The sequence below is a fragment of the Pseudomonas entomophila L48 genome (genome assembly GCF_000026105.1).
Lineage (GTDB): Bacteria > Pseudomonadota > Gammaproteobacteria > Pseudomonadales > Pseudomonadaceae > Aquipseudomonas > Aquipseudomonas entomophila.
Window position 1 is genome coordinate 559,041 of the sequence record NC_008027.1, and the last position, 12,600, is coordinate 571,640.

Here is a 12,600-nt window from a genome sequence, read left to right on the forward strand (position 1 = left end):
TGGCCCGCACCGCGGGCCATGGCCGCTTTACCCCTATTTGCGCCGCCGCGGTGAGCCGGGGCGGCCTGGATTGATGCAGGAGAGGGACAAGGATGTTTGCCGCCGCCGACCAGACCCATTTCAGCTTGCACATCGACGGCCTGGAGCACGACTTCCAGGTACTCGCCTTCGACGGCAGCGAAGCCATCAGCCAGGTGTACGCCATCGACCTGGAACTGGTCAGCGAGCACCCCTCGCGGGACCTGGAGAGCCTGCTGCACAAGCCCGCGTTCCTCCAGCTCGGCGACGACGGCCGCGGCCTGCACGGCCTGATCTACCGCGCCGCGCAAGGCGAGGCGGGCAAGCGCCTGACCCGCTACCAGGTTACGCTACGCCCGCAGCTGGCCTACCTGGCCCACCGCATCAACCAACGCATGTTCCAGCAACTGAGCGTGCCGAAGATCATCGCCCAGGTACTGGAAGAGCACGGCATCCTCGCCAACGCCTACCAGTTCCAGCTGGGCGCCGTGTACCCGGAGCGTGAGTACTGCGTGCAGTACGACGAGTCCAACCTGCAATTCGTCCAGCGCCTGTGCGAAGAAGAGGGCATCCACTACCACTTCCGCCATAGCGCCGAGGGCCACCAGCTGGTGTTCGGCGACGACCAGACCGTGTTCCGCAAGCTGGCCCCGGTGGCCTACCAGCAGGACGCCGGGCTGGTGGCCGACACGCCGATGATCAAGCGCTTCGGCCTGCGCGTGGAAACCCGCACCAGCAGCGTCACCCGCCGCGACTACGACTTCAAGAAACCGCTGATCCAGCTCGAAGGCGAGTCGGTCAGCCACGCCGAGCCCGAGCTCGAAGACTATGACTACCCCGGGCGCTTCCTCGACCGCGCCCGCGGCAAGCACCTGGCCACCCGCGCCCTGGAGCGCCACCGCAGCGACTTCCGCCTGGCCGAAGGGCGCAGCGACCAGCCGTTGCTGGCCAGCGGGCATTTCCTGACCCTGAGCGCGCACCCCAACGCCGCCTGGAACGACCTCTGGCTGCTCACCGACGTGCACCACCAGGGCCGCCAGCCCCAGGTGCTGGAAGAAGCCATCACCAGCGACGTCGACGCCAAGTACGACGGCTTCCAGCAGGGCTACCGCAATTTCTTCAGCGCCACCCCGTGGGACGCCACCTACCGCCCGCCGCTCGAACACCCCAAGCCGCGCATCCTCGGCACCCAGCGCGCCGTGGTCAGCGGCCCGGCCGGTGAAGAGATCTACTGCGACGAGTACGGCCGCATCAAGGTGCAGTTCTTCTGGGACCGCGAAGGCCGCTCCGATGACAAGTCCAGCGTGTGGATGCGCGTGGCCTCCGGCTGGGCCGGGCAGGGCATCGCCAGCCTGCAGCTGCCCCGGGTCGGCATGGAGGTGCTGGTCAGCTTCCTCGAAGGTGACCCCGACCAGCCCCTGGTGACCGGTTGCCTGTACCACGGCGTGAACATGCCGCACTACAAGCTGCCCGACCTGAAGACCCTGGCCACCATCAAGAGCAAGGAATACAAGGGCAGCCGCAACAACGAACTGCGCATCGACGACACCACCAGCGAAATCAGCATCGCCCTGCGTAGCGACCACGGCGCCAGTGCGCTGAACCTGGGCTACCTCACGCACCCCAGACCGTCGGGCGGCGCCCCCCGTGGCGAAGGCTTTGAGCTGCGCACCGACCGCCACGGCGCCGTGCGCGCGGCCGGCGGCCTGCTGATCACCACCGAGCCCCGCGCCAACGAAGCCAAGCACCACAAGGACCTGCCGGAAACCGCCGAACGCCTGGCCACCGCCAGCGAACAGCAGGACAGCCTGGCGGAACTGGCCAAGCAGATGCAGGCCCAGGAACCCGGCGACCAGGATGCCGTGGCCAAGCGCCTGCACGAGCAGCACCAGGGTATCCTCGGCAGCGGCCCGGTCAACCAGAGCGCCAACGAGTTCCCCGAATTCGCCCAGCCGCACCTGGTGCTGTCGAGCCCGGCCGGCATCGCCCTGACCACCCCCGGCCCCAACCACATCACCACCGGCGAGCATCTGGCCCTGAGCAGCACCGGCCACACCAGCATGTCCGTCGGCAAGCGCCTGCTGGCCAGCGCCAGCCAGGGCATGCGCCTGTTCGTGCAGAGCCTGGGCTGGAAACTGGTGTCGGCCTCCGGCGACATCGACATCCGCGCCCTCAAGGACAACATCAACCTGCTGGCCAAGCTGGACATCACCGCCAACGCCGACCGCATCGTGCTCACCGCCAAGACCGAGCTGGTGATCCAGGGCGGCGGCAGCGCCACCACCTACAACGCCGGCGGCATCACCCATGTCACCAGCGCCAACTACACCGCCCACGCCGCGCAGTTCGCCCATATCGGCGCCGCCAGCAAGGCCGGCACCTTCCCCGAACCACCGAAACCCGGCAAGGGCGACCTGGAGCTGCTGTACCAGTACGCCAACAGCAAAGGCGTGAAGACCGGTGACTACGACGTGATCGACGCCCTGGGCAAATCGATCAAGGGCAAGCTCGACGGCAACGGTTTCAACCAGGCCAGCGGCGCCGCCGCCGGCCCGCTGTGGGTCGACTTCGGCCTGGACCCGGCCGACACCTGGGCCGAGGGCAGCCACTTCGGCGCCGGCGACTGGCCACCCAAGCCCAGCTTCGCCGACATCGCCCCCGGCCAGCAGGCCGTGGTTGGCGAGGTACTCAGCGGCGGCAAGGGCGCAGAGGGGTTGCTGGGCAAGGGCCTGGCACTGGCACAGCAAGGCATGGACAAGGGCAAGGGACTGATGCAGAACGCGATGGCACAAGGAAAATCGATGGCCCAGGGCCTGATGGGCCCCGGCGGCAACGGCCTGCTGGAACAGGGCAAGGCCCTGGCCGGCACGGGGATGCAACTGGCGAAAAGCGGCCAGGCCGCGCTGCAGAAGGCGCAACAGGTCAAGGCCGCCGTCGGCGGCGACACCGGCGCCATGGCCCAGCTGGCCAGCAACGTGGTGCCCGGTGCAGCGCCCACGCTCAAGGCCGCCAGCGCCCTCAAGCAACTGCCGAGCCTGCCCAAGCTCAGCGCTCCGGTGAACCCGGCCAAGCTGAACCATGAGGTGCTGGCATGACCGACGCCAAGAAACGCGAAGCCCAGGTTGCCGTCGCCCCGCTCAACACCATCGACGCTAAGGACGTCGGCCGTGGCGCCGCCGCCTTCGACGCCTGGTTGCAGTCGGTCAGCGGCGGCTACGTCACCCTCGAACGGATCAAGACCGTGGCCGGCGCACTGCCGGTAGTGGGCAACATCATGGCCCTGGTCGATGCCCTGGGCGACGTGGTGACCCTGGTCAAGAGCAAGAACCGCCAGTTGCTCGACTGGGTGAGCCTGGGCATCAACCTGATCGGCGTGCTGCCGGCGCCGCCGACCATGGCCGCGGCGCGCATGAGCCTGCGCCCGACCCTGTTCCTGGTGCGCCAGGAGCTGCGCAACAGCGCCAAGATGCTGCTGGGTGATTCGCTGATCCAGGTGCTGATCGGCCACCTCAACGCGACCATCGCCGGGACCATCGACGACTTCGTCAAACAGGCCCAGCCGAAGATCGCCGGCATTCTCGCCGACGCCGGTGCGTTGGGCACCAAGATGACCAGCGAGATCGCCACCGGGCTGGAGAAGGTCGCCCTGAGCCAGCTAGACGCCAAGGGCGACATGTCGAAGGCGGGCAAACAGGCGTCTGCCGCCGCCGACAAGCTGCTCAACGACCCCAAGGCGGCGTTCAGCAACTTCTTAGGTGCCGTGCATAGCGCTTACAAGGCTGCTGGTAAAGGGCTGGCCAACAGCGCCACCAGCAAGCTGCTGCCGGATCAGATCAAGACCAAAGTCTTGGCCAACACCGGCCAGTTGCGCGCACTAGGGCCGGAGATGGCCCGGCAGTTGAACAAGCTGGCGGACCCCGGCACGCAGATGAGCATCGGCTGGATGCTGACGGTGCTGGGCGGGGCGGTGAAGGGCTTTCGCAAGCGCAACAAGAACGGGCAGCCGGGGGTGAGCAAGCCGGGGACCACCACGCAGGTGGAGCGGGAGAAGGGCAAAGGGGAGTTGGCTGTCAGTGGTTCGCAGGCCAAGGCGCAAGGAACAGCCAGCCCCAAGCGTAAGCCTTGCCCTCCCGAACCCAAGGCACGCACAGGCCATAGCATCAGTTTCTCGCTGGGCTCCGAATTCATCCTGCATACCGATTTCAGTCTGCCCGGACCATTCCCCATCGAATGGGAGCGGACCTACCACTCGCGCCTGGCCGAATACGATCAAGGCACCCTCGGTGCGCGCTGGATCACCGAGTTCACCACCCGTATCGACGTGGTGGGCAAGGGCCTGCTGTTCCATGACCACGACGGTCGTAGCCATGCGTTCGAACTGCCTAAAGTAGAGCAGTCACTGTTCAATGCTATCGAGGACCTGCTGCTGGTTCGCAGCCGCGAAAACGAACTGGTGATCTGCCGCGGCTTTGAGCGCAAGGAATACTACCTGCGGGTTGAGGAACGCTATTACCTGCAGAAGATCACTCTCGCCAGTGGCGCCGGCTGCATGCTGCATTACGAGCACCGCCACAATGGCCGGCCGGTGCTCTCGGACGTCATTACCTATCAGGATGACCCGCGCCAGATCCACCGCCACCTTGGCACCTTGATCGATGAGCACGGCTATGTAACCGGCCTGTGGGAAATGCGTGACGGTCAACCACTGCGCCAGCTGTGTGCCTACCACTACGACGATCAGGGTGACCTGGTCGCCGCTCAGGATGAGCACGGCGCGGCCTGGCATTATCAGTACCAGAACCACCTGGTGACCCGTTACACCGACCGCACCGGCAGGGGCATGAACCTGCAGTGGGACGGCAGCGCCTTCGACGCCAAGGCCATTCGCGAATGGGCCGATGACGGGAGTTACGACACCCGCCTGGAGTGGGACGAGAACATTCGTCTCACCTACGTCACCGACGCCCACGGCCAGGAGACCTGGTACTACTACGACATCCAGGGCCACCTCTATCGCGTCCGTTACCCCGACGAACGCTCGGAATGGTTGTTCCGCGATGAGCGCAAGAAGTTGCTGCGCCACGTTCACCCGGATGGCAGCGAAGACCGCTATGACTACGACGAGCAAGGCAGCATCATCCGCCATATCCGCGCGGACCATACCCAGACGCACTTTGCCTACGATGACCGCCGTCACCTGATCAAGATCCGCGACGCCGAAGGCGGCCTGTGGCTGCGGGACTACGACCAGAAGGGCAACCTGGTCGAGACCGTCGACCCACTGGGCAATAAAACCGAGTTCGCTTACACGCCTTCCGGGCTGGTGAAGGCGATCAAGGACGCCAACGGCAACGAGAAAAAGCTGGCGTACAACGCGGCGGATCAGCTGATCGAGTACACCGACTGTTCGGGCAAGACCAGCCAGTGGGAATACGACGACTTCGGCTATCTGACCCAGTTCATCGATGCGGCGGGCAGCAAGACGGTTTATGAATACAAGACTGGCCAGCTCGCAAAAGTCATTCACCCGGACAATACCGAAGAGCGTTTCGAACGCGATGCTGAAGGCCGTCTGCTGGCGCATGCCGACGCACTGGACCGTTGCACCACCTGGACCTACAACGCCGTGGGCCTACTCGCCGAACGCGTGGATGCGGCCGAACACACCTTGCGTTACCGCTGGGACAAGCTCGGTCGCCTGATTGGGCTGGAGAACGAGAACGAGAGCAAGGCCAATTTCCTCTACGATCCAATCGGGCGCTTGCTGCAAGAGCAAGGTTTCGATGGGTTGGTAACCCGTTATCAGTACGATCCTGATACGGGCCGGCTGGCGAGCACCCAAGTCGGCCAGCGCCGTATCGATATCACCTTCGATCCGGTGGGCCGGCTCGCTTCTCGTGTGGCCAGCCTGGGGGACCAGCGCCAGGAAGAAACCTTCGCCTACGACGGCAACGGCAACCTGATCCAGGCGATCAACGCGGCCAGCAAGCTGCAATGGTTCCATGATGAAGCCGGTAATCTGACCCGCGAGCACCAGTACTACCTCGGTACCGAGGTGCCGATGGTTGCGGTGTGGCAGCACGAGTACGACGTGCTCAACAACCGTGTCGCGACCGTTCGCCCGGATGGGCACAAGGTCAGCGTGCTCACCTACGGCAGCGGCCACGTGCTGGGCATGACCCTCGACCAGCATGAATTGCTGGCCTACGAGCGCGATGACCTGCACCGTGAAGTGGTGCGTCATCAGGGCAACCAGTTGATGCAAACCCAGGCGTGGGATCTGGCGGGGCGGCTTCAGGAGCAACTGTTGGGCAGCCACGATGGCCAGTCGACCCTGCTCAAACGCCAGTATCAATACGATGCCGTCGGCCAGCTGACCGATATCCACGACACCCGCCGTGGCCACCTGGCCTATCAGTACGATCCCGTTGGCCGCTTGCTGCAAGCCACCAGCCGCCTTGGCGTGGAGACCTTTGCTTTCGACCCGGCCGGCAACCTGCTGGATGACAAGACCCAGGAACTCAATCGTCCACTGGAAAGCGACCCGCGCCGTAACAAGCTGATGGACAACCTGCTGCGTGAATACGCCGGGACCCACTACCAATACGACGAACGCGGCAACCTGATCCATCGCCTGCACAATGGCGAGCAGGCTCGCCTGAGCTGGGACCTGTTCGACCGCCTGACGCGTTTTGACGATGACAAGCTCACGGTAGTGTACAGCTACGATGCCTTGGGCCGCCGTCTGCACAAGCACTCCACCGCGCACCATCAGGATGATCCGCGGGCCGGCAGTGGCTGGAACCAGATGCAGCGGGCCAAGCGCCAGCGCGAACTGGGCTGTGGCTACACCTTGTACGGTTGGGATGGCGATAACCTGGCTTGGGAAAGCTCGCCACCGCAGGACGAGGGTGAAACCGGGCGCACCGTGCATTACCTGTACGAGCCGGGCAGTTTCGTGCCGGTTGCCCAGGCGCTGCGCAAGCAGCCGATCCGCTTGCTACGCCAACCGGACTGGAGCGACCGGGAATACGATTTCGATCAGGACCCGCTGTGGCAGCACGAGGTCAAACCGCAGCCAGTTGACGCGATTGCCTGGTACCAGTGCGACCACCTTGGTACGCCGATGGAGCTGACCGACCACCATGGTGAAGTGGCGTGGACGGCGCAGTACAAGGCATGGGGTGAGATCAAGGAAACCCGTTCCGAATGGGCCAAGCAGGTCGGCCTGAACAACCCGATCCGCTTCCAGGGTCAGTACCACGATCACGAGACTGCGCTGCATTACAACCGCTATCGGTACTATGATTCGAGGGCAGGGCGGTTCATCAGTCAGGATCCGATCAGCTACGCTGGTGGGACGAACTTGTTTGCCTATGCGCCAAATCCTATCTGGTGGATTGACCCGCTCGGGTTGAACAAATTTGGAAGTGGCAAAGGTGTTCATACTGCGGTTGTGAATGTGCATGATTCGGACGGTGAACACACTGTTGTGTCATGTATTTTGCACAGTGGGAACATGACAGAGGAAGAGCGTGCTTTAGGCTTCCCACGAAGCTCCTTAGCCACTCACACCGAAGCTAGAGCGGTAAAACAGATCCCGCTTCAGCAGGGGGACGTAATGGTTATTGATGGTCAGTACCCTCCCTGCCCTTCTTGCAAAGGCAAAATGAATAGGGCGTCAACTGAAACTGGGGCGAAAATTCAATATACTTGGCCTGAGAATGGCGAAACCAAGACTTGGACCGCTGGGCAGAAGCGGAGACGGAGATAAGTATGAATAAAAGATTTACGGCGACCTATTTTGATGCGTCCAGCGAGGATGACGTTCTAACAGTCGGATTTGCGGATAGTCATGATGAACCTTCGGAGTTCATTATTCTTCAACGAGCCGATGAGGTTGATGAGCAGGACGAAGATCTCGAACAAGATACTTACTATGTCGAGATGGGTGAACCCGGTGTCGCTGGTTATGGTGGTATAGAGAAAGTCGAAGTTTTTTCAGATAAAATTGTTTTGAGTTTCTTGAAGGCCTGTGATTGGGTAAAGCCGCTGAATGCCGTGCAGATAGATATTTCAAACTCTGTAGTAGGGAGGGATGATATTTATGCGGCATTAGATGGAATATTCATGGGGGAGGTGGCTCTCGTTCGACGTTGAAATTAATCGGCAAAAGAGTCAGCTGGTGCTGGCTCTTTGTCAAGCGCTTGTTTAGTCACTTCAAGCCTACCTGCTTCACGGGGTCGGTAGTCAAGGCGGGATGTGGACTATTTTTTGTCCGACTTTCCCGAGGTATAAAATTGAGGTGGTGAATGTTTGATGAGTTGATTTTTGAGGATGGCGGTATTGATCCGAGCAACCCCTATCTTGGGGGCGGTGCATACCTGCCGGAGTCCATTTGTTGGCCGTTGGATCGTCAAGGAAACCCCAAGCTACATTTGGCTTGTTTTCCGCTTTCCTTCATCGAAAAGCATAGCGATGCCAAGGTGGCCGGATCGAATCTGGTTTCTATATTTGTGCCTTATTCGAAGTCAAGTGATGATTATATTGATGAGGTCATGGAGGATGGTGGCGAAGTTTTGATTTATGCCCCAGGGGATCATGCTGTAAGTGGCGGGGGGGAGGAAATATCGCCTGCTAAGCTGATTATGGTGGTCGAGAATGCCGGTGAAGACAGTGATGGAAACGGGGTTGCAAAAATTGGAGGAGTTCCGTGCTGGCTTCAAGATGAAGAGGATACTGAGGGGTTGAGCTTTGCTCTGCAAATCAATAGCTCTCGCTTGAACAAGGCGGCTCCTTCTCATAAGGGAATATTGGTGGGTGGCCTTGGAGTTTTAATGATTGGGGAGCGTGAAGGGAGAGTAGAGGGACGATTTATAGTTCAAACAACTTGATTATTCTTTCGGCTGGTAGTTTTGGTTGGGACCAGATGCACCGAGCCAAATGCCTGCGTGAACTGGCTGCGGTTCCACCTTGTATGGCTGGGATGGCGACACTCGAGCTTGGGAAAGGTTGAGCACATGAATAATGGCGAGCGAGTTGGACTTTATGTTGTTCTGAAGTCGTTTGATCGCCTTGCGGTGCTCCTTGAGGGTAAAGGTGTCGTAGTCCCTGCAGTCTTTATTGGTTTGCTTGATCAGGCATGGCGGTGGCTTGCGGGAGGGGAAAAAGTCACGCTCAAAGGTGTTGAGAAAATAATGAGAAACACGGTTGTGGATGAGCAGGGTGCTACGACCGAGAATATCTTGCTAAATATGTATTTGTACGCCCTGTCAGATCTCGTTGAGTATTTCAAAGAGGGCGATTCTGAAAGCTTGGGTTGTGTGGAGGAGGCAATTATTGATTTTTATGATTTCTACGTAGTCCAAGTTCACTTGGTAAGGCTTGGAGGGATGCAGGCGATTGTGTTGGACTCAGCTCAAGAAAATACGTTGAAGCAAGACCCGGTTTTCGCTGGCGAACTATCAATGTTAAGTGCTGATCGTGCAATGGTCGAGAATCAGCTTGACTGGTCAAATATTGAGTCGAAGCGTTGAGGTGCTAGTCGGTTGTAGGGTGGCTAAACTATGGGGTGTTTTAAGTGATATAGTTCCTATTGTTTAGTTCCGGCTCAGTGTAGTAGTTGAGTGTTCGAACAAATGCTTTCAGTGGATGATTGGTGGCATTGTCTCTGCCAAGACCAGAGAAAATAAATCTGTTCCATTTTTCCTAGAATATGAAAGCGAGCAAGAAGAGTGGTGGCACGCCACAAGGTCAAGCGGCTTAGAAGGCTAAGGCCAACTCGGGTGGGGTCTACACTTGCTGGCGTTGTGGACACATCTCCACCAACCCGGACGATATGCACCTTGGCCATAAGAACGTACCGACCTCCAAAGGGGCAACCTGGCGCCGGTCAACACCGATCTGGAAGGGGCTTCATGTAACTTGAGTGCAGGCAACAGTGGTTACGTTAAAGAAGGAATGTCATGTGTTGAACGAGGAAGCTGTGGAGCACCTTATGGGCGATAGCGAACAGACCGTACTAATCAAGGTGTTCGTGGCGGACGACGATGGTCCTGTCTACGAGGAACTCCCTGCTCTCCAGAAAGGGCCGAGTACCTATGAGCTGTTGTCCTCCCCAGGCCTGGCACTGAACCTGGCCAAGGGAGACCTGGTCTCGATCATCGATCCCAATACGCCTGCCCAGGTGTTGAAGCGGGGTGGTAATTTTTGCATCCAGATCTATGCAGACCACATTCCCGATAAAGACATCACTTCCCTCGAGCGTGAGGTAAATGCTTTGTTGGGGGGGACACTTGATGGTGTTCACGAAGGGAACTTGGCGTTGAGTGTGCCCGCGCGAAACGGTATGGACAGACTTGAGGAAGTCTTCGACGGATTCACCGAAAGGACGGGTATTCAGTGGTATTACGCTAATATCTACAAGAATTTCGAGGACGAAGATGACGAGACGTTGTTGAACTGGTGGTTGGATAGTTAATTTATACTTTTTGGGTGAGCTCACCATTATTGGTTTCACGCTGTGGGCGTGCTGCAGGGCGGTTTGACAGTGACCGCCCTTGCGGTGTTACTCGCAGGTATAGGAAGCCCGCAGCACCATGATATACAACTACCACGAAGCCCCGCCAAGCCGCGAGCAGGCTGAAGTATGCAAACGCTACGAGGTATCGCCGAAGGCACCGGAAGATCGTGTGGCGATTGCTTTGGGCACGCTCAAGGACAACCCTATTTATGGTGTGCGTATCGAGTGTCCGGAAGATGGCACGGTAAGTTGGTTCTTCTATTGCGGTGAGTACTCTGAGGAGGATGACTTCTACCAGGTCATCCACACGCGGCACTTACGCGAAGAACTGCCCGAGGTGGTGAACTATCTGTACCTGCCTGAGGGAAGCAAATTCATCATCGACCGGGAAGGCTACGAAGATGTCTGGTTCGAGGAGTGAGCCCGCAGATAGCTGATGTGCTACCTGTCGTGGGCAGTGAATAGCGGCCCACGATCGATTTCTACCTTGTATGCAAGACTTCAACGCTGAGTGGTCAACCATTGGTTGGCGTTGGATTTGAGCAGAGCAAGCACCGGTTGCAGGAGCGGCCAGTTATGTTCATGAGGACAGGATGTCATGGCACAACGTCTAGCAAGGCGTCATTCACGTCTTTTTTGAGTTTCGTATCTCTTCGTCTGAGCACTCGGCAGGATTGTCGTGTTATCGGGAATGCCATCAACGCTTGAACGTCGAGATGCTGGCATGACCGATGCCAAACAACGCAAGCCCCAGGTTGCCGTCGCCCCGCTCAACACCATCGACGCCAAGGATGTCGGCCGTGGCGCCGCCGTCTTCGACGCCTGGCTGCAATCGCTCAGCGCTGGCTACGTCACCCTCGAACGGATCGAGACCGTGGCCGGCGCGCTGCTGGTGGTGGGCAACATCATGGCTTTGGCCGATTGTCCATGTTAGTGAGGAATTTACATGTCGGCAGTAGACACGTTGAAGGGCTTTCTTGAGGCCATGCTGGCTTGGGAGGTTTCACTGAACTCCAAAAAGCGAAGCTCGGATTACAAGGAAAACTCAGATAGTCGTGATCAGATCAACAAGGGGGCGAGAAAAGAACTGGCCGCGATCTTCGATAAATTTCTTACTGAACGTGCGGTTGCAGGTTTGGGTAAAGCAAAGATGGATGCCCTTGGGACCGGTCGGCCGCCCGAGTATGAGCAAGAAATTCTTGCGGATACATTGACCCCTGAGGGCAAGGGGATGAGTGTTGAAACTCTTCGTGATAAAGGGTTGAAACAACGGTTAAAATATGTGTTTGTTGAATCTCCAGAAGGGCCCAGGTTGAATGAGCTATATATATTCCGCGGTGAACAAGTGGGGTGGGCGCGTAGATCTTCAGTCTAGGTGTACGGTCCCGGAATGAGGGGGAGCGGATTGATAGTGAATCGCTCTGGGTTTTTCGAAAATAATGTGTCCTCCGAAGCTATTGGTCGCGCCGTTGGGATACCGAGGCGGCTCAGTGAACGCCACGCCGTTGTCAGTGCGGGTTGTGTGGATCTTGTATGGAAACACCTGCACTACCTAACGGGTATTTATTGTGATGCCGGTAGTAAGTGAACCCCAGCCAGATCAATGAATGAGGTGTTGGAGTAGAATGAGAGAACTTCAACTTAGATGGGCTTCTGGCCAGCTGATAGGTTTGGATGTTGTCTATTGCGGTGCGGCCGCTGTGAGGTTTATAGATATTGACTCTGTCGAGAACGATAAGCTCACGGGTACTTTTGGCAGAGAGTTTGGAATTCTATTTGAAGGCAAGGCTACGCTTGTCGAGTTGCTTGGCGGTGACGATGTCTGGTCGAACGTGCAGGTGAACAACAAGTTATCGCTGGAGAGCGGGCAGGTCATGCTTTGCGGTGAAGGGGATTTTGTCTATGTTCAGTCTACGCATAATTTTTGCGTTGTCTTGAACGTATTGGATGATGAAGTCTTTATTGTCAATGAAGGGATTTCCACGCTTTGCGCAGTCTGAGTAATTTTCAATGTTTTCGTTGAAGTTGAAGTTGAAGTTGAAGTTGAAGTTGAAGTTGAA

Annotated in this window: 10 protein-coding genes; all 10 read left to right on the forward strand. The window is 58.5% G+C overall.

The window, feature by feature from the left end; translation table 11 throughout:
* The first annotated feature begins 92 nt into the window (after positions 1-92).
* The 10 genes from PSEEN_RS02520 to PSEEN_RS02565 all read left to right on the forward strand — a co-directional run bounded on the left by PSEEN_RS02520 (position 93) and on the right by PSEEN_RS02565 (position 12,540).
* Positions 93-3,113: a type VI secretion system Vgr family protein gene (locus tag PSEEN_RS02520; RefSeq protein ID WP_011531921.1), complete on the forward strand. Its 3,021-nt coding sequence runs from the start codon at positions 93-95 to the stop codon at positions 3,111-3,113.
* Positions 3,110-7,792, forward strand: a complete 4,683-nt coding sequence (locus tag PSEEN_RS02525; RefSeq protein ID WP_011531922.1) for an RHS repeat-associated core domain-containing protein — start codon at positions 3,110-3,112, stop codon at positions 7,790-7,792. Before PSEEN_RS02520 ends, PSEEN_RS02525 begins: the two co-directional genes overlap by 4 nt.
* A 2-nt stretch (positions 7,793-7,794) precedes the next feature.
* On the forward strand, positions 7,795-8,178 hold the full coding sequence (locus PSEEN_RS02530) for an Imm10 family immunity protein (protein ID WP_011531923.1): 384 nt from the start codon (positions 7,795-7,797) through the stop codon (positions 8,176-8,178).
* Between the two features lie 152 nt (positions 8,179-8,330).
* The gene (locus PSEEN_RS26900) at positions 8,331-8,912 is read left to right on the forward strand and encodes a hypothetical protein (protein ID WP_011531924.1); all 582 of its coding nucleotides are present in this window, start codon (positions 8,331-8,333) and stop codon (positions 8,910-8,912) included.
* Between the two features lie 126 nt (positions 8,913-9,038).
* On the forward strand, positions 9,039-9,554 hold the full coding sequence (locus PSEEN_RS02540; protein WP_044487594.1) for a hypothetical protein: 516 nt from the start codon (positions 9,039-9,041) through the stop codon (positions 9,552-9,554).
* Positions 9,555-10,015: 461 nt separating this feature from the next.
* Complete coding sequence (locus tag PSEEN_RS02545; protein WP_011531926.1) at positions 10,016-10,498, forward strand: DUF4265 domain-containing protein; 483 nt, start codon at positions 10,016-10,018, stop codon at positions 10,496-10,498.
* 118 nt (positions 10,499-10,616) lie between these two features.
* Positions 10,617-10,961 carry an immunity protein Imm33 domain-containing protein gene (locus tag PSEEN_RS02550; protein ID WP_011531927.1) on the forward strand — a complete coding sequence of 115 codons (345 nt, stop codon included), beginning with the start codon at positions 10,617-10,619 and terminating at the stop codon, positions 10,959-10,961.
* Positions 10,962-11,264: 303 nt separating this feature from the next.
* Entirely contained in the window at positions 11,265-11,474 is a 210-nt protein-coding gene (locus PSEEN_RS02555; protein WP_044487596.1) for a hypothetical protein, read from the forward strand.
* 12 nt (positions 11,475-11,486) lie between these two features.
* Complete coding sequence (locus PSEEN_RS02560) at positions 11,487-11,915, forward strand: NTF2 fold immunity protein (protein ID WP_011531928.1); 429 nt, start codon at positions 11,487-11,489, stop codon at positions 11,913-11,915.
* A gap of 250 nt (positions 11,916-12,165) precedes the next feature.
* Positions 12,166-12,540 (forward strand): hypothetical protein, encoded by a 375-nt coding sequence (locus PSEEN_RS02565; protein WP_011531929.1) that lies wholly within the window; start codon positions 12,166-12,168, stop codon positions 12,538-12,540.
* The last annotated feature ends 60 nt before the right edge of the window (positions 12,541-12,600 follow it).